Source organism: Winogradskyella litorisediminis (assembly GCF_042675765.1).
Taxonomy (GTDB): domain Bacteria; phylum Bacteroidota; class Bacteroidia; order Flavobacteriales; family Flavobacteriaceae; genus Winogradskyella; species Winogradskyella litorisediminis.
In genome coordinates this window covers 63,890-83,191 of the sequence record NZ_JBHTJL010000012.1, presented here as the reverse complement: position 1 = coordinate 83,191, position 19,302 = coordinate 63,890, and the positions used below count along the sequence as shown (strand labels likewise).

Here is a 19,302-nt window from a genome sequence, read left to right as displayed (position 1 = left end):
AATTTTCATAAACTACTGAATACCGTATTGTGCGGCTGTAAATTTATTACTGAAAACTGCGAATGCTTACGCCTTATTCTTGTTAATTTCATCCTGCAATTGACGACGCACCTTCTGCTCACGCTCTAAAGCTACACGTCTGTGTTCTTCAAACTCTAGCTCAACTTCTTCTAATTTTTGTTTTGCTTCTTTTGTAGATGCATTACTTCCTTTAAATCGCATCATAAAAAATAGGAGTAGAGCTAGTAACGCGCCAGCAATGCTCCACATTAAAACATTATAACCTGCTTTACTCATTTGCATACCAAATAAAGACATGCTGTCTTTTTCCTCGTTTGTAGCAGAAAGCGTTGCGTTAGTTGAATTAAGATTAGCTTTTAAATCTTCTATTTCTTTAGCCTGATTTGCTAGCGTATTATTGGAAGCCTCGAGATTATTATTTACTGTTTTTAATGAGTCTAAAACATTTGCTTTTAGTTTTAATAACCATGCATATTTTACAGCTTCATATTTTTGACCATTTGTGCCTTTAAAATTTCCTGATTTTTGAAAAATATATTCAAACTGATTGTCAATGGTTCCGCTTTCTAAAGAAAGTGTTTCTTCGTTTGTTGTCTCTTGAGAAATAGCAATTTGAAAATTAAATAATGCTACAACTACTAAGGTAAGTTTAATTAGGTTTTTCATTTTTGTAAAGTTGGGTTGAGTCTGCACGTAATATAGAGATTTTTAATGTTTACATAAACAAATAGCCTCACAAAATTGCAAGGCTATAGATGTACGACCAAAATATCTATTTGGATTTTTTGGTTTTAATAATAGGTATATCGTCTCACCTTAGAAATATATTTCGCTAAACGAATTACTTGATGGCTGTAACCATATTCGTTATCATACCATATATATAGAATAGCGTTTTTTCCATCTTTTCTTACAATTGTTGCTTTGCTATCATAAATTGAAGGTGCCGACGAACCAACGATATCGCTCGATACAAGCTCGTCGCTTAATTCGTATTTTATTTGCTCAACCAAATTGCCTTCTAAGGCATATTTTTTCATCATTGCATTCATCCTTTCAACAGATGTTTTTCGCTCTAGCTCTAAATTTAAAATAGCTAAAGAACCGTTTGGCACAGGAACTCTAATAGCATTTGAAGTTAGTTTACCATCTAAAGACGGTAAAGCTTTGCTTACAGCTTGTCCAGCGCCAGTTTCGGTAATAACCATATTTAATCCAGCTGCGCGGCCACGACGGTATTTTTTATGAAAATTATCTACCAAATTTTGGTCATTGGTATAAGCGTGTATTGTTTCTAAATGTCCTGATTTTACGCCGTAAGAGTCTTCAATAGCTTTCAAAATAGGTGTAATAGCATTAGTAGTACAAGATGCTGCAGAAAATATTTTAACATCATCTGGGTTGTATTCTGTATGATTAACACCATGCACTATATTAGGAATTCCTTTTCCTGGCGCAGTTAATAAAACCTTGTCTACACCTTTTGCAATAAGGTGTCTGCTCAACGCTTCTTTATCTCTAAAAGCACCGGTATTATCAATTACTAATGCATTATCAATTCCGTAGCTTGTATAATCAATTTCTTCCGGAGCATTTGCCGAAATGATATTAACTGTAGTACCATTGATAATCAACGCCTGATTTTTTGCGTCTATAGATACCGTACCCGAAAAATCGCCATGAACCGAATCATATTTAAGTAAAGATGCGCGTTTTTCTAAAACAGTCTCGTCGATTGCGCCACGAGTTACAATAGCTCTTAAACGCATCTGGCTACCTTTACCTGTTTTTGTCATTAATTCTCTAGCGACCAAACGACCAATACGACCAAAACCATAAAGCACAACGTCTTTTGGAGCAATACCATTATTAGATTCTGCATCTTTTAATTTTGAAGCCACAAAGCTAATAGCGTTACTAAATTTTTCATCTTCTAGATGATACTCGTAGGTTAATTTTCCAATATCTAATTTTGAAGGTGGTAAATTTAACTGTAAAATAGCTTTTGCAATTTCTACCGAATCAAAAATTGAAATTGGTTTTTGTACAAATTCTCCAGCATATTCATGAAGATTTAAAATGTCACTAACCGTTTTGTCAATGAGTGCATTTCTGAAGATGACCAATTCAATTGATTTATCGTACCATAAATCATTTAAGATTTTAATAAATTCTACAGTAGCTCTTCTACGGTCGGCTTGAAAAGCAAGTTCCTTTTCGTAAGTGTCTTTTACGGGCATTGTGTTGTGTGTTTGTTGTTGTTTTTATTCTGAAAGTATTCCTGTCTTTATTAGTTAGCTTTCAAAATTTTCGGCAAAAATACTATATTTCAAACGTTTTCGTAAGCTATTTTTATAAAAATAAAAACCCTTCAAAATTTTTCATCTTAAAGGGTTTTGTTTATTAGTAATTAAGGATAATTTATCTAAACAAAATTTCTTTTCGTTGAAGATTATCATCTAAAAATTCCAATTTTTTTATTTCTTTAGAATAGTTATCGCCAAACTTTTCTTTCATGGCTTTAATGTCATCTAAATTTTTAATTTGAATATCGTTAATACCAGTAATTACAAAATTTCGTCGTAAACCTACATCACGGTATAAAAAGCTATTTTTGTTCTCCGTGATAACAACACCGCCACCAGATAGCGCATCATATTTGTCTTTTGCTTTTTGAGGAATGTCTCTAAATTGAATATCCATAAATTCTACATACAAACTTTCGCGTTTTTTAAGAATAACAGGTATAGTCTTTATATCACCGTCTCGTAAAATTTCAACACTAACAATATCAGATGGGCTTTTTGTTTTTAAGTAACCACTTAAATCTGAAAATTTATTAATCTCAACATTATCCAATCGTCTTATAATGTCTCCTTCTGTAATTCCAGCAACCTCAGCACCAGATTCGCTTTCAACACTACTTACATAAAAACCTTCAGTTTCGTCAATATCTAGTTGTTTTGCTGCTTCGCTATTAAGAGCTAAACCATTAACACCCAAAATACCATCTTGCACATCGCCATATTCCATAATATCTTCTATGATTTTACGAGCAATATTACTTGGTACTGCAAACGAATAACCAATGTAAGAACCTGTTTGTGATGTAATTGCAGTATTGATTCCTACCAATTCACCGTTGACGTTGACTAAGGCGCCACCTGAATTTCCTGGATTTACAGCAGCATCAGTTTGTATAAATGATTGTCCGCGTCCGCCCGGCAAATCTCTCGATTTAGCACTGATAATTCCAGCAGTAACTGTAGAGGTTAAATTAAAAGGATTACCGACAGCTAAAACCCATTCGCCTATTCGTGTAGCATCTGAATCGCCAAAAGTTACAAAAGGCAAGTCTTCGTCACTGTCAATTTTTAATAAAGCAATATCATTTTTTTCGTCAGTACCAACTAGTTTGGCCATGTATGTTCGGTTGTTGTTAAGCGTTACCGAAATTTCAACCGCACCACTTATAACGTGGTTGTTTGTTACAATATGACCATCTGGTGAAATAATTACACCAGAGCCAGCGCCTGCTAATTGCTTTCGCTCCACCCGACGATTGCTAAAAATATCTTCCCAGGTTTGTGGTCTTCTATTAATTTGTGTGTTTTTAACGTGTACAACTGCGTCAATAGTTTTTTCTGCAGCTGTTATTAAATCGGGTCTTTCGTCTTCTTTAAGTAACGCATTAGTACTAGACGTAGGTACATAAATAGGTAATTGTGAGTTGGGTTGCTCTGCAGTAATTTCAGATTGTGTATCCTCAACAAATAGCTTATAACCTCCTAAGGTTAGTAATCCACCTAATGCCGAAACAAACACTAATGTCAAAATCTTCTTCATAGTTTTCAGTTTTAAGTTTCTTTTTAACGTTTAAAATTATTTATTTATTGAACTGTAAATTCAACTTTAACGACGATTTAACACCAAAGTTTACGGTGGAATATTGTTATATTTGTTCTCAATTATGAGCATACAATTTTACAAATATCAAGGCACCGGAAACGACTTTGTTATCATAGATAATCGGTCGTTATTTTTTGATAAAACTAACTTCAAAAATATTGCCAAACTTTGCGACCGACGTTTTGGCATAGGTGCTGACGGATTAATCCTTTTAGAAAACCATCCAACGCAAGATTTCAGGATGGTGTATTTTAATGCAGACGGAAATGAAAGCAGTATGTGTGGTAATGGTGGTAGATGTATTGTGGCTTTCGCAAATTTCCTTGGAGTCATAAAAAATGAAACCACTTTTGAAGCTATTGACGGTTTGCACAAAGCCGAAATTGCAAGCGGAATCGTAAAACTACAAATGCAGAGTGTTGACGACATACAGACGTTTGAATCGCATTTATTTTTAAATACAGGTTCTCCACATCATGTAGAGTTGGTGGAGAATTTGAAAGGTCTTAATGTAAAAGAAAACGGTGCAAACATTAGATATGGTTCGTTTTATGATGCTGCTGGAAGTAATGTTAATTTTGTAAAACAACTTTCAGATTCAAAATTTAAAGTCAGAACTTATGAGCGTGGCGTTGAAGATGAAACGTTATCATGCGGAACTGGCGTAACCGCAGTTGCAATAGCAATGCATAAAAGTGGAAAAACAAATGCTGAACACATAACGGTAGAAACAGAAGGTGGTGATTTAAGCATTTCATTTACTGTCGAAAATGACAAATATTCAGATATTTGGTTAGTTGGTCCTGCAAAACAAGTCTTTAAAGGTGAAATAGAATGGTAACACTTAAAGGCGAACATATATTTTTACGTGCTTTAGAACCTGAGGATTTAGAATTTGTGTACCATATAGAAAATGACGAAAATATCTGGCATTTAAGTCATACGCAAACGCCATATTCGCGTTTTTTAATAAAACAATACCTCGATAATGCACACCAAGATATTTACGAAGCCAAGCAATTGCGGTTGGTGATTTCAAACTATAGAAATGAAGCATTAGGGTTAATAGATATATTTGAATGTGATTTTAAAAACAAGCGTGCAGGCATTGGTATTGTTATTTTAGATGCTGAAAATAGAGGCAAGGGTAATGGCAGCGAAGCACTAGCTTTACTTATAAATTATTGCTTTACTCATTTGAAGCTGCATCAGTTATTCTGTAATATTTCTGAAAATAATACAGAGAGTCTAAAACTTTTTAAAAACAATGGTTTTGAGATTGTAGGACTAAAAAAAGATTGGAATTTTACAAACGAAGGGTTTGCAAATGAATACCTTCTTCAACTTATAAAATAGTATAATGTACATTAAAAAAATACTTTGGGCAATAGCATTAATTGGTTTAGTTATCTTTGGCTACTTCGCGTTTTATATTTACAATGCAATGTTTAGTCCAAATACAAATTTCGAAGAAGAGGAAACCTATATTTATATTTCAAATGATGATACTTATCAAAACGTAAGAACGCAACTCATCCCAATATTAGATGATATTGACAGTTTTGATGCTTTAGCCACACAGAAAAAATACACGTCTAATGTAAAATCTGGTAAATTCAAGATAAAAAAAGGAATGAATAATAATGAAATTATTAATTCCATAAGAAGTAAAAATATACCAGTAAAATTATCTTTTAATAATCAAGCCTCATTAGAAGCGTTAGCAGGAAGAATAGCATCTCAAATTGATGCTGACAGTACAAATTTGTTAGAAGCTATGACTGACGAAAAATTTTTAAAATCTTCTGGTTTTAAAAAGGAAACTGCCTTAGGTATGTACCTACCAAATAGCTACCAAATATTTTGGAATACTTCAGCCAATAAGTTTGTGGAACGCATGAAGTCTGAGTACGATAAATTTTGGACTCCAAACCGAGTTGCAAAAGCCAAAGCTCTTAATTTTACTAAGGATGAAGTTATGGCGTTGGCCTCTATTGTCTATGAAGAGTCAAAACAAAAATCTGAACAGCCGCGTGTTGCAGGTGTTTATATCAATCGATTAAAAATTGGTATGCCTTTACAAGCAGACCCAACTATAAAATTTGCAGCGTATCAGTTGCCAAAATATAAAAACACCATAATCAAGCGTGTGCTTAACGTTCATAAAGATATTGAGTCTCCTTACAATACTTATAAATACAGAGGTTTACCTCCAGGATTGATTACAATGCCAGATTTATCAGCGATTGATGCGGTGTTGAATTATGAAAAACACGATTATTTATATTTTGCTGCTGACCCAAAAAAACCGGGATTTCATAGATTTGCTAAAAGTTTAAGTCAGCACAATAATAATGCACGAGCTTATCATCAATATTTAGACCAACAAGGCATTAGACGATAATTTTGATATTTCGTCACCTCAATATCGTTTTTTGGCTTCTGTGGGGCATTTCGGCTTTATCTCAATCGCAATTCAATCAGTTTTTAAAACCTAGCGATAGTCTAAATATTTCTAGACGAAATACTGTTATCATCTCTCAAGCCGCTTTAGGTGGTCTTACATTAGTCGCTTTAGACCAATTGTGGTATTCAGATTTTGAGCGCTCAAACTTTAGAACCACCAATGACAATAGTCAATGGTTACAAATGGACAAACTTGGGCATGTATACGCATCATACCAGCTTGGTCGTATTGGCGCAGAGACTTTAAATTGGGCTGGCGTTTCAAAAAAAGACCAACTTATTTATGGGTCTACTTTAGGTTTTGCCTTTTTAACTACGGTTGAGGTTTTTGATGGTTTTTCTCAAGAATGGGGATTTTCTTGGGGCGATATGTTAGCTAATGCCGGAGGAACAGGATTGTATCTTGGCCAAGAACTCCTTTGGAAAGAACAACGAATAGCTCTAAAATATTCGTTCAATCGCACCGAATTTGCACCACAAAACCCAAATAAATTAGGCAATGGTTTCTCAGAAGAGTTTTTAAAAGACTATAATGGGCAAACGTATTGGCTCAGTTTTAATCTAAATTCATTTTTAAAAACAAAATTTATTCCCAATTGGTTAAATCTTGCTATTGGCTATGGTGCAGAAGGAATGCTCACGGGACGCGATGATAATTTTACGTTGTCAAACCAAGATAGATATCGTCAGTTTTATTTGAGTTTTGATATCGATTTAACTCGAATTAAGACAAATTCTAACGCGCTAAAAACACTTTTTAGCGTTTTTAATACTCTAAAAGTACCAATGCCCACTTTGGAGTTTAACGGAAAAAATGGTGTTAAAGCCCATTATATCTACTTTTAGTCGAGTTTAAAGTGTTGGTTTTCAGAACTATTTATTTTTTTGTATATTTGCAGCGAATTTTAAAAAACCTATTTTTTAATTGGTTTTTCTTAAAATTTAGTGATATGAAAAATAAAATATTTTCTAAAGTAGTAGTTCCTTTTGCAATATGCTTATTAATTGCAATAGCGCTTTATCCATCTGCGATTCTTAATCCAGAAGATTATTCTACAGATGGTATTGATTTAGAATTTGATGCGCCAAAGCAATATGCGATGGTAACTAAAAAGGAAAAGAAAGAAGACAAAGTTTTTACGCCTTATTTGGGAAAATCTTTTGAAGCTTTTAAAGAAGCTATTGCATTTAAAGAATCTCAAGGCAATTACTTTACTGTGAATACTTATGGATATTTAGGGAAATACCAATTTGGTAAGGAAACTCTAAAAATGATAGGTATACACAATCCGACATACTTTTTAAATACACCTGAGCTTCAAGAAAAAGCTTTCATCGCTAATACAAAACGAAACAAGTGGATTTTAAGAAAAGACATTAAGCGTTTTGTTGGTAAAAAAATAGGTGGAGTAGAAGTTACTGAATCTGGAATTCTTGCTGCTGCTCACTTAGCAGGTGCCGGAAGCGTTAAAAAGTTTTTAAGAAGCTACGGAAAAACTAATTTTGCAGATGGCTATGGATCTACAGTACGCTACTACATGAAGCGTTTTGCGGGTTACGATACGTCTTTTATCAAGCCAGACCGTCGCGCTAAAGTGACTATTTAATTAGTTTTTTTTTATTTTTTATGAAGGATAAACATTGCAGGTCTCTTATGGAGGTCTTCTGTATTGTTTTTCCATTCTTTTGCAGATTTAGTTTTTATAAACTCTGTCGGAAGCGTTAAATCACAAGCCACACACACTTTTGTGTTTGGTTGAAGTGTTGCTGCTAAATCTGCTAACATTTGATTATTTCTGTATGGCGTTTCTATAAATAATTGCGATTGATTTAAATCTGCAGACCGTTTTTCTAAAGTTTTAATTTCTCTTTTACGCTCATTTTTATCTATTGGTAAATACCCATTAAAGGCAAAACTTTGTCCGTTTAATCCAGAGCTCATCAAGGCTAATAAAATTGATGAAGGACCTACAAGTGGAACAACTTTAATATCCAATTCGTGAGCAATTCCTACAATATCTGCACCTGGGTCAGCAATTGCTGGACACCCAGCTTCAGATAAAATTCCTACAGAATTTCCTTCTAAACAAGGTTTTAAAAAAGAAGGCAATTCGCTAGCGTCTGTATATTTATTTAATACTTTTAAACGAAGTTTTGGTTGTGATTTATTGGGAACAACACGCTTTATAAAACGTCTAGCTGTTTTTTCGTTCTCAACAATGTAATCGTCAAGTTGTTCAATTATTTTTTTTATTGAAAGTGGTAAAACTTCAAGAGGTGGATTATCACCAAGTCGTGTAGGTATAAGATAGAGTTTGCCTTTCATATCTCAAATATAACAAATACAAATGGTAAATTATTTAAGCAAACGTTTTGCTATAATTTCACAAGTTTCATTTAAAATTCTAAACACATACTCAAAACCAGAATCACCTCCATAATAAGGGTCTGGCACATTTTTATCCTTAATTGATGGATTTTCATTTAGTATAAGTTTTACTTTTAAACGGTCCGTTTCAGATTGTGCCAAATCCAAAATATTTTGATAGTTTGATTTATCCATGGCATAGATAATGTCAAAATCTTCAAAATCTAAAATTGTAAATTGTCTCGCTTTTTGTGAAGTGATGTCTAAACCATTTTCTTTTGCAACGGCAATAGAGCGTTTGTCTGGTTGGGCATCGATATGATAATTTGATGTTCCGGCAGAATCAATAAAGTATGTTCTTGATGGGAGTTTAGATTCTAAAATACCATGAGCTAATGGTGAACGACAAATGTTCCCCAAACAAACCATTAAAATTCTAGTTTTAGATGGTTGAGAATTCATATAAAAAAATAAGTGAAATTAAAGCGTTAGCTTTTTAGCTAAATCTTCAACATATTTTCTAAACTGCTTGTCTGTAGAGGATAAGTTATCTACAGTTTTACAAGCATGTAATACTGTTGCGTGGTCTCGCTGTCCAATCTGCGAACCAATACTTGCCAATGAAGCTTTTGTGTATTTTTTTGCAAAAAACATAGCTAATTGTCTAGCTTGTACAATATGACGCTTACGTGTTTTAGATTGTAATGTGCTGACATCCATTTGGAAGTAATCTGAAACTACTTTTTGAATGTAATCTATAGACACCTCGCGCTTTGTGTTTTTTACAAACTTCTCTACAATATCTTTTGCTAGATTAAGTGTAATTTCTTTTTTATTAAAAGAGGATTGTGCTATTAAAGAAATTATGGCACCTTCAAGCTCTCTCACATTTGTTTTGATGTGTTTTGCAACGTATTCAATGATTTCGTCTGGCATTTCAACACCATCACGATAGAGTTTGTTTTCTAAAATAGAAACTCGCGTTTCAAAATCTGGACTTTGTAATTCTGCAGATAATCCCCATTTAAAACGAGATAACAAACGTTGCTCAATGTCTTGCATATCAACAGGCGCTTTATCACTTGTTAAAATAACTTGCTTTCCATTTTGGTGTAAGTGGTTAAAAATATGGAAGAACACATCTTGCGTACCTGATTTACCAGAAAAGAATTGTGCATCGTCAATGATGAGTACATCAATAATCTGATAAAAGTGAATAAAGTCATTTCTGTTATTCTTTTTTACAGAGTCAATATATTGTTGTGTAAATTTTTCAGCAGAAATATATAAAACTGTTTTTTCAGGATATTTATCTTTTATATCAACACCAATAGCATGTGCCAAATGCGTTTTACCCAAACCAACACCTCCAAAAATAAGAAGCGGATTAAAAGACGTTCCTCCAGGTTTGTTAGCAACAGCGATGGCTGCATTACGTGCTAAGCGGTTAGAATCGCCTTCTAGGAAATTTTCAAACGTATAGTTAGGATTAAGTTGAGACTCAATCTTTACATTTCTTATTCCAGGGATTACAAATGGGTTTTTTAATTCAGGATTCTTGTTGTTAAACGCCACATCAACCTCTTGAGATTTTACGGCTGTTCTGTTAGAACTTGGAATACGCTCGGTAAATGGTTGTCTGTTACCGTAAGTATTTTCCATCTTAATGACATAAACCAGCTTAGCGTCTTCCCCAAGCTCTTTAGTTAAGGCTACTTTTAGTATTTTAACGTAGTGCTCTTCTAGCCACTCATAGAAAAACTTACTTGGCACTTGAATACTTAAAGCATTATTAGTCAACTTAACAGCTACAATAGGTTCAAACCAAGTTTTATAGGCTTGAGGTTGAATATTATCTTTGATAAAAGAGAGACAATTGCTCCAGACCGATTGAGCCGTTACATCCATATTAAGAATTAAATTTTTATAATTGATAGTTAGTGGCGCAAAAAAAATAGAAACCGAAATGTTCTATAAGTGGTTTATTTTGCACCAGACAAATATGTGAACAAAAAAGTGAAAAAAAAAATGAAATCGATTAGTTTTTCGAGAATTTTTTTCTCATGTTCAATTCTCTTTAAAATTACAACTTTTTTATCTAAATCGACTATAACCTTATGTATAAATCAGAAACAAAAATTAGAGTACGCTATGGCGAGACAGACCAAATGGGCGTTGTATATCATGCCAATTATGCCACGTATTTTGAAGTTGGTCGAACCGAGTGGCTGCGTCAGTACGGAATCACCTACAAATCCATGGAAGATAACGGTATAATGTTACCTGTAATCTCATTAGAAATTAAGTATAAAAATTCAGCTAAATACGATGATATTTTAACGGTAAAAACTTCAATAAAAAATTTACCTAAGGCTCGTATAGAATTTGATTATGAATTGATTAATCAAAATGAAGAATTAATTGCAACAGGAAATACCGTTTTGGTTTTTGTAGATATGAAACGAAACAGACCAACGCGTTGCCCTGATTATTTAATGAAAAAATTGACAGAAAATACCTTATAGTTTTTTGATGCTGATGTCATGAAACGATTTTACGGATTTATACAAAGCGTCAGCATTTCCTTTTCTAACTGAAACTGTTAGATTGCAATCAAGCTCAAGTTTTTGAGACTCTATTTTAGCATCATAATCTTTAATAATTCGCATAATGCGGCTCATATGCTTGTATGCAAATTGAACTTTAAAATTTAAATCAATGGTTTTCTCAACAATCTTAGAATTTTCTAAAGCCATTTGCGCAGCAGTCCTGTAAGCATTAATTAAACCGCCAACCCCCAATTTTACGCCTCCAAAATACCTGACAACCACAATTAAAATATTGGTAACGTCAAAGGATTGTATTTGTCCATATATAGGCATACCAGCAGAATTGCTCGGTTCGCCATCATCATTTGCTCTGTATTTTATGTCTTCTATTCCTAATTGATAGGCGTAACACCAATGTCTTGCTGCATAATGTTGCTTTTTCAATTCTTCTATACAGTTTTTGATGTCATCTTCTGTTTTTACAGGAAATGCAAAACCAAAAAACTTACTGTTTTTGTCTTTAAACAATACTTCTTCAGAAGGGTTATTTATGGTTTTGTAAGTATCATCTTTTGTCATTATGCCAAAGTAACTAAAACAATTGAGACAAGTGCTAGAGATATGCCAACCCAATTGGTTTTCGAAATTTTTTCACCAAAAACTAAAAGACCAACTAAGGTTGAAATTGCAACAATAGCCACATTGTTTATTGTAAACAAAGCAGAACTTTCTAAACCTTCAATGCGAAGTGCTTTTAATAAAAAAAATATTGACGCATAATTTACAAGTCCTAATGCAAATCCTAGTGGAATGCTTCTTGGGCTAAAATACTTTTTAAATTTTACTGATTTATAAAGTAGAACAGCACAACCTATGATAAAAGCAAATCCAAAAATAGTTGCTGAAAATAATGGGATACTGTCGTCTGGAGCAAAATAATTAATAGACGTATCAATAGTGCCAGAACCTAAAAACAAAATAATGGGTAACCAAATGGTAGCTTTTTCTTTTTGTTGCGCTTTTAATCTGCTTGATTTTATAGAACTTAGATAAACGGCTAGTAACGCTAAAATAATTCCGATAATTTTTTGAGCGCCAACACCTTCATTATAGACCCAAATACCAAAAATTACAGGAATGATAACACTCATTTTACTGGCTACAGAAGCAACAGAAAGTCCGTTGCGTTGCGCTGTTAGGGCCATAACGTTAAATATTGCGATAAATAAGAAACCTAAGCCTATTGCCGCATAAAACCAAGTTGTGTTTTTAATGCTATTTAAATTTATGTTTTGATTGTAATGTAGAAACCCTGCAGCACATGCGGTTATGTAATTAACCACAATAGCTTGTAAAGTATCAATATTGTATTTTTTAAATAACTTAAAAAGAATAAATATTCCCGTAGAAGCTAAAATGCTGAGCGCTAAATATATCAAAAGAGTTCTTTTTTAATGTTGAATAGATTAATAACGTCTACTCAAGTTTCGTCAATATTCCAAGTGTTTATATTTAAGGTTTTTGCAGCTTCAGTATTTTCCTTGGTATCATCAATAAAAAGACATTCTTCAGCATTCAAATTATTTTCATTTAATACAAACTCATAAATATCTGTATTTGGTTTTCTTAAATGAATTTCGTGTGAGAGATAAAATTTATCAAAGCAATTTTTAAACTCATTATAAAATGATACATTTTGCTTTATAAAATTAATATGCATCTCGTTTGTGTTGCTTAGCAATATTAAATTATATTTTTTTTCTCTTGCCAATTGCTGAATGAAATCCAAACGGTACTCAGGAAAGTCTTTAATAATAAAGTTCCAAGCTTCTGTAATTTCAGATTTTGATAATTTTGGAAATTTCGAACAATAAAAGGATAAAAACACATCCGTTGTTATTTTGCCAATTTCGTAAGCTTTATTGGTTTCAATCATATCAGCTTCAAATTCTTTTAAATTAAAAAGCTGAAGCGCATTATCCATTGCACCTTGTTTGTCAAGGTTGATGAACACATCGCCAAAATCGAAAATTAGAGTTTTAATCATTGGTATAGATTCTTAAAATATCATCAGCAATTTTTTCCTTTGAAACCAAATTACCTCTAAAAATAGGTGCTTTTGTACCTTCTTTAAATTTGGTTTTACCTTTAAAAACTCTTGCTTCGTCCCAAAGACTTTCATCTATAAAAGTTTGAAGCGTTTTTGCACCACCTTCAATGATTACTGAGTTTATGTTTTTTTTAAATAACGTATTACAAATATCTTTCGCAATAGAATTTTTAAAATCAATGTTTGCTTCTGATAAAACAATAGTTTCAGCATTATCATTAAAAACGAAAAAATTCTTATCCAATTTTAAACGTCTATCCAAAACAACTCTAATTGGATTTTCGCCTTTCCAATCTCTAACCGTTAGACTAGGATTATCCTGTAAAACCGTATTAGTTCCCACTAAAATTGCTTGTTCTTCAGTACGCCATTTATGGACCAATTGTCTAGAATATGGGTTTGTTATCCAAACTGGTTTTTGCTCTTTTTTTGTTTTTGGCGCAATAAAACCATCGTCGGTTTCTGCCCATTTTAAAATGATATACGGTCGTTTTTTGTTATGAAAAGTAAAGAAACGTTTGTGATGTTTTTTGCATTCGGTTTCCAAAACGCCAACAGTCACTTTACAACCCGCATTTTTAAGTTTTTCAATGCCTTTACCCGCAACTTGCGGATTGTCATCCAGGCAACCGATCACCACTTCAGGAATTTTATGCTTAATGATTAAATCACTACAAGGCGGCGTTTTTCCAAAATGAGAGCAAGGTTCTAAAGTGACGTAAAGTGTGCTTTTTTTCAAAAGGCTTATGTCTTTTACAGATGCAATGGCGTTTACTTCGGCGTGATTTCCACCATAAGCGCTTGTAAAACCTTCGCCTATGATTTTGTCATTGCAAACAATCACAGCGCCAACCATAGGATTTGGTCGTGTTGTTCCTAATCCATTTTTGGCAATCTGTAAGGCGCGCTTTATGTAGAGTTCAGTCGTATTCAAAATGCGAGTAAAATTCAACCTAAAAACCTATTGAATTTCATTAAATTTGAAACACAAAAATAAGACTTTAAAGTGAGCGAAAATAAAATCACGATAAGAGAAATACAGCACGAAGACAATCCAAAAATCGCCAAAGCTATTCGTAGTGTTTTAATCGAATTTGGCGTGCCAAAAGTAGGTACCGCTTATGAAGATGCAGCCTTAGATTGCATGACCGAAACTTACGATAAACAAAAGAAAGCCTATTTTGTTGTGGCAAAAGGCGAAGAGATTATCGGTGGCGCAGGAATTTCTCCATTAGACAATTATGAAGGCAACATTTGCGAACTTCAAAAAATGTACTTTATGCCAGAAGCAAGAGGCAAAGGTTTAGGAAGTGAAATGATGCAAAAATGTCTCGATTTTGCCAAAAAATCTGGTTTCGATAAGTGTTATTTAGAAACTATGCCATACATGGATGATGCCCGAAAATTGTATCGTAAATTTGGTTTTAAATCTATTGGCGCACCAATGGGAAATACTGGTCATTACTCATGTACCGTTTGGATGCTTAAAGATTTGTAAGTTTGAAAGCACTCGACCTAAAACAAATTTTTTATACCGAATTAGGTGCCATTTACGATAAAAATGAAGTGGCGTCATTCTTCTATTTGTGTTTGGAGCATTACTTGGATGTACCTAGAATTCATCTTAATTTAGAACCAGAATTTACATTATCAAAATCTGAAGTTGATACGTTTTTTTCGGTTTTAAATGAATTAAAAACACAAAAACCAATTCAATATATATTTGGTGAAACCGAATTTTATGGATTACAATTTAAGTTGAACGATAATGTGTTAATTCCACGTCAAGAAACGGAAGAATTGGTGGATTTGATTATTAAAGACGCTAAAATTCAAAATAAAGAATCTTTGAAAATTTTAGACATAGGCACAGGCTCGGGATGTATTGCAATTTCATTAGCAAAACATTTACCAAAAGCCAAAATTTATGCTCTAGACGTTAGTAAAGAAGCTTTACAAATAGCAAAGCAAAATGCAAAATTAAATGATGTTAACGTTACTTTTATAAAAGCTGATATTCTCAATTTTCGCGAAAATGATTTCTTTCCCATAGAGAAAGATGTATCGCAGAGACAGAAAGTTTTTTTTGACATTATAGTCTCCAATCCTCCATATGTTAGAAATTTAGAGAAAGCTGAAATTCAACCTAATGTTTTAGATTATGAGCCACATTTGGCGCTCTTTGTAGATAATGACAATCCGCTACTTTTTTATAAAACAATAGTAGATTTTGCAGAGGAAATATTAAAAGCAAATGGGCAACTTTATTTTGAAATCAATCAGTATCTTGGAAAAGAAACAAAGCAATTATTGATTGATGCCAATTTTACTGAAATTCAATTGCTTAAAGATTTAAATACCAATGACCGAATGCTAAAAGGAAGAAAATTATAGATGAAAAGTATAGCCGTTTTTTGTGGAAGTAGTTTAGGTAATGACGAAAAAATCATTACACAATCAAAACATTTGGGAAAGGAATTAGTAACAAGAGACATAGCATTGGTTTATGGCGGTTCTAAAATAGGAATCATGGGAGTTGTTGCAGATGAAGTGATTAATGGCAAAGGTAAAACCATTGGTATTATTCCCATATTTCTTAAAACTAAGGAAATTGTAAACGAGGAGGTTACAGAACTTATAGTCACAGAAAATATGCACGACAGAAAAGTGTTAATGTATGAGAAAAGTGATGGCTTTATGGTAATTCCTGGTGGTTTTGGTACAATGGACGAATTTTTTGAAATTTCTACTTGGGGACAATTGGGGCTGCACACAAAACCTATTGGAATATTAAATAGCAATGGCTATTACGATGCACTTATAGAACAATGCAAAACAATGGTGGATAAAGGATTTTTAAATCAAGATAATTTTGATGCAATCGTCATTGACGAAACAATTGATGGTCTTTTAGAAAAAATGGAAAATTTTGTACCATTACCAAAACCAAAGTGGTTAAACACAGAGCGACTGTAGAAATTATGATTGATGAGTTGCAATTAAAGATTTACCAATGAACATTAAAGAACAAATTCAAACACTTCGAGACGAGCTTCGTCAGCACAATTATAATTATTACATTCTTGATAATCCAAGTATTTCAGATTTTGAGTTTGATGTAAAACTGAAACAACTTCAAGCTCTAGAAGAGCAATATCCTGAGTTTTTTGACGAAAATTCGCCAACAATGCGTGTTGGTGGAGAAATCACCAAGAATTTTAATACGGTTGTTCATGATTTTAGAATGTATTCTTTAGATAATTCCTATTCCAAAGAAGACTTATTGGATTGGGAAAATCGTATAAAAAAAATGGTTGATGGCGATATTCAATATACTTGTGAGCTAAAGTATGACGGTGCTTCCATAAGTTTAACTTATGAAAATGGAAAATTAGTTAGAGCTGTAACTCGTGGCGATGGCGTGCAAGGTGATGAAGTTACAGCAAATATAAAAACTATTAATACGGTGCCGCTGCAACTTAAGGGCGATTACCCAGAACGTTTTGATATTAGAGGAGAAATAATTTTACCGATTCAAGGTTTTCTTAAAATGAATGAAGAGCGTATTGCCAATGACGAAGAGCCTTACAGAAACCCCAGAAATACAGCATCTGGAAGTTTAAAACTTCAGGATAGTGCTGAAGTGGCAAAACGTCCTTTAGAGTGTTTGTTGTACAGTATTAAAGGAAATAATTTAAATATTTCAACACAGTTTGAAGGCTTAGAAAAAGCCCGAGAATGGGGTTTTAAAGTACCAAGCGAGGCCAAATTGGTAAATTCTATTGATGAGGTTTTACAGTTTGTAGATTATTGGGATATAGAACGTCATAATTTACCATACGAAATTGATGGTATTGTTATAAAAGTAAACAGTTTGTATCAGCAGGACGAACTAGGTTTTACAGCAAAAGCGCCACGTTGGGCAATGGCTTATAAATTTAAGGCAGAGCAAGTTTCAACACGTTTAAACGAAATTACGTATCAAGTAGGAAGAACTGGTGCAATAACGCCAGTAGCAAATTTAGAACCTGTGCAATTGGCAGGAACTACCGTAAAACGAGCTTCGCTTCACAATGCAGACCAAATTGAAAAACTAGATATTAGAGTAGGTGATGAAGTTTTTGTAGAAAAAGGAGGTGAAATCATTCCGAAAATTATAGCTGTTGATTTAACCAAAAGACCAGAAAATTCTAAGCTAACTCAATATGCTACAAACTGCCCAGAATGCCAGACAGAACTCGTAAGACCGGAAGGTGAAGCAAAACATTATTGTCCTAATGAATCTGGTTGTCCGCCACAAATCATAGGAAGAATACAGCATTTTATTTCAAGAAAAGCGATGGATATCGATGGTTTGGGTGGCGAGACAGTTGCTTTATTGGTAAATGCAGGATTGATTACCAATTATGCTGATTTATATACATTGACTATAGAAGATGTGTTGCCATTAGAACGTATGGCACAAAAAAGCGCAGAAAATTTGGTAAATGGTATTGCAGCATCAAAAACAATTCCGTTTGAGCGCGTTTTGTTTGCACTCGGTATTAGATATGTTGGTGAGACTGTAGCTAAAAAATTAGCTAAGCATTATAAATCTATCGATAATTTATTGACAGCAAACATAATAGATTTGACGTCTGTTGACGAAATAGGAGAACGTATTGCCGAGAGTGTTGTAGATTACTTTTCGTCGTTAGAGAATATTCAGACAATACACCGTTTAAAATCTTATGGTGTTCAGCTTGAAATTTCAGCAGAAAAATTAGCAAATCAAACTAACAAATTATCAGGTAATTCATTTGTAGTTTCGGGTGTTTTTGAAAAAGTATCTCGCAATGAGCTTAAAAAATTAATTGAAGATAATGGTGGAAAAGTTTCATCTTCAATCTCTTCTAAAACAAATTATCTAGTGGCAGGTGATAAAATGGGGCCGAGTAAACGTACTAAAGCAGAAAATCTATCTATCTCTATTATAACCGAAGACCAATTCTTAGCGATGATTTCTTAATTTAAATTAATTAGACCGTTTTTTTCTTAAATTTTAAAGTTTTTTATCGATTAAATGCAATTTAATTCGTTTAAAAGATAATTTTGTTTTATAATTGCTCTAAGCTATTATTATTGAATAAAATGATTATTAATCGATTACTTAAAATTAGTCTAATAATTTTAAGCCTTGTTTTTATATTTTTTAGTATTTTTCAAGATATACTTTATATTGATTTAACAAGTACTCTACTACTTGTTGTCTTCACGATTCTTTATGTTAGACAGAAAAAGGCTATAAAAAAACAAAAGCCTTATTTTTTGTTGTTTCTTATTTTTTTTGGACTATCAGAATTTATTGCACTTTTAAGCAATTTTGTTGATATGTATATTGGTTCTATTGATTATACTTATTACATCGGTAATATTTTTTTTATGCTAGCTTATTTTTTCTTAATTCTTCGCTGTGTATTAACAATGAGATTTAAAAAAATACTAAAGAACTTCCCTGTTACAATTATTATTCTGATAGTGCTTAGTATTTTTTGCGTTACTTTGATAACGGAAACTGCTCAAAATCAACTTTCAGCTTATGAATACATTACTGAATTTTTGTATAATGTTGTAATAATGACATTGCTGTCTGTAGCACTTATAAATTATATGGATAAGAGCGATAACAAATCTATATTGTTTTTAATTGGTTGTATGTTGATTTTCTTTTCAGAAATGCTTCAACTTGCATATTACTATATAGAAGATTTGCCACACTTGGCAGCAATTTATTCATTCTTTATGGTTCTAGCTTTTGGCTTCTTCTATTCACAAGCTTGCCTAAAACACGAAAAACAGCCAGAATTTAATTTTCTAGATTACAAAAGCTAAATTAGTTA

General features: G+C 32.9%; 21 protein-coding genes. 11 read left to right on the top strand and 10 right to left on the bottom strand.

Going from position 1 to position 19,302, the window contains the following annotated elements; all coding sequences use genetic code 11:
• Nucleotides 1–66: 66 nt before the first annotated feature.
• From ACFQ1Q_RS10455 to ACFQ1Q_RS10445, 3 genes are all read right to left on the bottom strand, one after another.
• Nucleotides 67–687 (bottom strand): tRNA (guanine-N1)-methyltransferase, encoded by a 621-nt coding sequence (locus ACFQ1Q_RS10455; protein WP_386130955.1) that lies wholly within the window; start codon nucleotides 685–687, stop codon nucleotides 67–69.
• A gap of 125 nt (nucleotides 688–812) precedes the next feature.
• Complete coding sequence (locus tag ACFQ1Q_RS10450) at nucleotides 813–2,261, bottom strand: glyceraldehyde-3-phosphate dehydrogenase (RefSeq protein WP_386130952.1); 1,449 nt, start codon at nucleotides 2,259–2,261, stop codon at nucleotides 813–815.
• A gap of 181 nt (nucleotides 2,262–2,442) precedes the next feature.
• Entirely contained in the window at nucleotides 2,443–3,867 is a 1,425-nt protein-coding gene (locus ACFQ1Q_RS10445; protein ID WP_386130949.1) for a trypsin-like peptidase domain-containing protein, read from the bottom strand.
• A gap of 124 nt (nucleotides 3,868–3,991) precedes the next feature.
• Here ACFQ1Q_RS10445 and dapF point away from each other — a divergent pair, with 124 nt between their 5' ends.
• From dapF to ACFQ1Q_RS10420, 5 genes are all read left to right on the top strand, one after another.
• Nucleotides 3,992–4,771 (top strand): diaminopimelate epimerase, encoded by a 780-nt coding sequence (dapF, locus tag ACFQ1Q_RS10440; protein ID WP_386130946.1) that lies wholly within the window; start codon nucleotides 3,992–3,994, stop codon nucleotides 4,769–4,771.
• Nucleotides 4,765–5,286, top strand: a complete 522-nt coding sequence (locus ACFQ1Q_RS10435; protein WP_386130943.1) for a GNAT family N-acetyltransferase — start codon at nucleotides 4,765–4,767, stop codon at nucleotides 5,284–5,286. Before dapF ends, ACFQ1Q_RS10435 begins: the two co-directional genes overlap by 7 nt.
• A gap of 4 nt (nucleotides 5,287–5,290) precedes the next feature.
• A complete protein-coding gene (gene mltG / locus ACFQ1Q_RS10430; protein WP_386130940.1) occupies nucleotides 5,291–6,334 on the top strand; it encodes an endolytic transglycosylase MltG in 1,044 nt (347 codons plus the stop codon).
• A gap of 2 nt (nucleotides 6,335–6,336) precedes the next feature.
• Nucleotides 6,337–7,242 carry a DUF2279 domain-containing protein gene (locus tag ACFQ1Q_RS10425; RefSeq protein ID WP_386130937.1) on the top strand — a complete coding sequence of 302 codons (906 nt, stop codon included), beginning with the start codon at nucleotides 6,337–6,339 and terminating at the stop codon, nucleotides 7,240–7,242.
• A 104-nt stretch (nucleotides 7,243–7,346) separates the two neighbouring features.
• Nucleotides 7,347–8,003, top strand: a complete 657-nt coding sequence (locus ACFQ1Q_RS10420; protein ID WP_386130935.1) for a peptidoglycan-binding protein LysM — start codon at nucleotides 7,347–7,349, stop codon at nucleotides 8,001–8,003.
• An 11-nt stretch (nucleotides 8,004–8,014) separates the two neighbouring features.
• On the opposite strand, the gene ACFQ1Q_RS10415 is transcribed toward ACFQ1Q_RS10420, so the two are convergent.
• From ACFQ1Q_RS10415 to dnaA, 3 genes are read right to left on the bottom strand one after another with little or no spacing between them, the layout of a single operon-like run.
• On the bottom strand, nucleotides 8,015–8,722 hold the full coding sequence (locus ACFQ1Q_RS10415; protein WP_386130932.1) for an SAM-dependent methyltransferase: 708 nt from the start codon (nucleotides 8,720–8,722) through the stop codon (nucleotides 8,015–8,017).
• Between the two features lie 30 nt (nucleotides 8,723–8,752).
• Entirely contained in the window at nucleotides 8,753–9,226 is a 474-nt protein-coding gene (locus ACFQ1Q_RS10410) for a low molecular weight protein-tyrosine-phosphatase (RefSeq protein WP_386130929.1), read from the bottom strand.
• Nucleotides 9,227–9,244: 18 nt separating this feature from the next.
• A complete protein-coding gene (gene dnaA, locus ACFQ1Q_RS10405; protein ID WP_386130926.1) occupies nucleotides 9,245–10,672 on the bottom strand; it encodes a chromosomal replication initiator protein DnaA in 1,428 nt (475 codons plus the stop codon).
• A 209-nt stretch (nucleotides 10,673–10,881) separates the two neighbouring features.
• On the opposite strand from dnaA, the gene ACFQ1Q_RS10400 reads away from it, so the two are divergent.
• Nucleotides 10,882–11,289, top strand: coding sequence for an acyl-CoA thioesterase (locus ACFQ1Q_RS10400; RefSeq protein ID WP_386130924.1), 408 nt, complete (start codon nucleotides 10,882–10,884; stop codon nucleotides 11,287–11,289).
• Here the strand turns inward: ACFQ1Q_RS10400 and ACFQ1Q_RS10395 are convergent.
• The 4 genes from ACFQ1Q_RS10395 to ribD are packed head-to-tail and all read right to left on the bottom strand — an operon-like array spanning nucleotide 11,284 to nucleotide 14,357.
• The gene (locus ACFQ1Q_RS10395; RefSeq protein ID WP_386130921.1) at nucleotides 11,284–11,892 is read right to left on the bottom strand and encodes an IMPACT family protein; all 609 of its coding nucleotides are present in this window, start codon (nucleotides 11,890–11,892) and stop codon (nucleotides 11,284–11,286) included. The two genes, ACFQ1Q_RS10400 and ACFQ1Q_RS10395, sit on opposite strands and share 6 nt — an antisense overlap.
• Nucleotides 11,892–12,752, bottom strand: a complete 861-nt coding sequence (locus tag ACFQ1Q_RS10390; protein ID WP_386130918.1) for an EamA/RhaT family transporter — start codon at nucleotides 12,750–12,752, stop codon at nucleotides 11,892–11,894. The genes ACFQ1Q_RS10395 and ACFQ1Q_RS10390 overlap by 1 nt, the downstream gene beginning before the upstream one ends.
• Nucleotides 12,753–12,793: 41 nt before the next feature.
• Nucleotides 12,794–13,360: an HAD family hydrolase gene (locus ACFQ1Q_RS10385; protein WP_386130915.1), complete on the bottom strand. Its 567-nt coding sequence runs from the start codon at nucleotides 13,358–13,360 to the stop codon at nucleotides 12,794–12,796.
• Nucleotides 13,353–14,357, bottom strand: a complete 1,005-nt coding sequence (gene ribD, locus ACFQ1Q_RS10380) for a bifunctional diaminohydroxyphosphoribosylaminopyrimidine deaminase/5-amino-6-(5-phosphoribosylamino)uracil reductase RibD (RefSeq protein WP_386130912.1) — start codon at nucleotides 14,355–14,357, stop codon at nucleotides 13,353–13,355. The genes ACFQ1Q_RS10385 and ribD overlap by 8 nt, the downstream gene beginning before the upstream one ends.
• Before the next feature lie 72 nt (nucleotides 14,358–14,429).
• Between ribD and ACFQ1Q_RS10375 the strand changes: the two genes are divergently transcribed.
• The 5 genes from ACFQ1Q_RS10375 (at nucleotide 14,430) to ACFQ1Q_RS10355 (ending at nucleotide 19,294) form a co-directional block, all read left to right on the top strand.
• Nucleotides 14,430–14,921 carry a GNAT family N-acetyltransferase gene (locus ACFQ1Q_RS10375; RefSeq protein WP_386130910.1) on the top strand — a complete coding sequence of 164 codons (492 nt, stop codon included), beginning with the start codon at nucleotides 14,430–14,432 and terminating at the stop codon, nucleotides 14,919–14,921.
• 2 nt (nucleotides 14,922–14,923) lie between these two features.
• Nucleotides 14,924–15,817: a peptide chain release factor N(5)-glutamine methyltransferase gene (gene prmC, locus ACFQ1Q_RS10370; RefSeq protein ID WP_386130907.1), complete on the top strand. Its 894-nt coding sequence runs from the start codon at nucleotides 14,924–14,926 to the stop codon at nucleotides 15,815–15,817.
• Nucleotides 15,818–16,399: an LOG family protein gene (locus ACFQ1Q_RS10365; protein ID WP_386130904.1), complete on the top strand. Its 582-nt coding sequence runs from the start codon at nucleotides 15,818–15,820 to the stop codon at nucleotides 16,397–16,399.
• Between the two features lie 37 nt (nucleotides 16,400–16,436).
• Nucleotides 16,437–18,431 (top strand): NAD-dependent DNA ligase LigA, encoded by a 1,995-nt coding sequence (gene ligA / locus ACFQ1Q_RS10360; RefSeq protein WP_386130902.1) that lies wholly within the window; start codon nucleotides 16,437–16,439, stop codon nucleotides 18,429–18,431.
• 113 nt (nucleotides 18,432–18,544) lie between these two features.
• On the top strand, nucleotides 18,545–19,294 hold the full coding sequence (locus tag ACFQ1Q_RS10355; RefSeq protein ID WP_386130899.1) for a hypothetical protein: 750 nt from the start codon (nucleotides 18,545–18,547) through the stop codon (nucleotides 19,292–19,294).
• Nucleotides 19,295–19,302 lie beyond the last annotated feature (8 nt).

What these genes read in the sequence shown, in the direction of transcription:
- ACFQ1Q_RS10455 (WP_386130955.1), bottom strand. Translation starts at nt 687, where the DNA reads ATGAAAAACCTAATTAAACTTACCTTAGTAGTTGTAGCATTATTTAAT.
- ACFQ1Q_RS10450 (WP_386130952.1), bottom strand. Translation starts at nt 2,261, where the DNA reads ATGCCCGTAAAAGACACTTACGAAAAGGAACTTGCTTTTCAAGCCGAC.
- ACFQ1Q_RS10445 (WP_386130949.1), bottom strand. Translation starts at nt 3,867, where the DNA reads ATGAAGAAGATTTTGACATTAGTGTTTGTTTCGGCATTAGGTGGATTA.
- dapF (WP_386130946.1), top strand. Translation starts at nt 3,992, where the DNA reads ATGAGCATACAATTTTACAAATATCAAGGCACCGGAAACGACTTTGTT.
- ACFQ1Q_RS10435 (WP_386130943.1), top strand. Translation starts at nt 4,765, where the DNA reads ATGGTAACACTTAAAGGCGAACATATATTTTTACGTGCTTTAGAACCT.
- mltG (WP_386130940.1), top strand. Translation starts at nt 5,291, where the DNA reads ATGTACATTAAAAAAATACTTTGGGCAATAGCATTAATTGGTTTAGTT.
- ACFQ1Q_RS10420 (WP_386130935.1), top strand. Translation starts at nt 7,347, where the DNA reads ATGAAAAATAAAATATTTTCTAAAGTAGTAGTTCCTTTTGCAATATGC.
- ACFQ1Q_RS10415 (WP_386130932.1), bottom strand. Translation starts at nt 8,722, where the DNA reads ATGAAAGGCAAACTCTATCTTATACCTACACGACTTGGTGATAATCCA.
- ACFQ1Q_RS10410 (WP_386130929.1), bottom strand. Translation starts at nt 9,226, where the DNA reads ATGAATTCTCAACCATCTAAAACTAGAATTTTAATGGTTTGTTTGGGG.
- dnaA (WP_386130926.1), bottom strand. Translation starts at nt 10,672, where the DNA reads ATGGATGTAACGGCTCAATCGGTCTGGAGCAATTGTCTCTCTTTTATC.
- ACFQ1Q_RS10400 (WP_386130924.1), top strand. Translation starts at nt 10,882, where the DNA reads ATGTATAAATCAGAAACAAAAATTAGAGTACGCTATGGCGAGACAGAC.
- ACFQ1Q_RS10395 (WP_386130921.1), bottom strand. Translation starts at nt 11,892, where the DNA reads ATGACAAAAGATGATACTTACAAAACCATAAATAACCCTTCTGAAGAA.
- ACFQ1Q_RS10385 (WP_386130915.1), bottom strand. Translation starts at nt 13,360, where the DNA reads ATGATTAAAACTCTAATTTTCGATTTTGGCGATGTGTTCATCAACCTT.
- ACFQ1Q_RS10365 (WP_386130904.1), top strand. Translation starts at nt 15,818, where the DNA reads ATGAAAAGTATAGCCGTTTTTTGTGGAAGTAGTTTAGGTAATGACGAA.
- ligA (WP_386130902.1), top strand. Translation starts at nt 16,437, where the DNA reads ATGAACATTAAAGAACAAATTCAAACACTTCGAGACGAGCTTCGTCAG.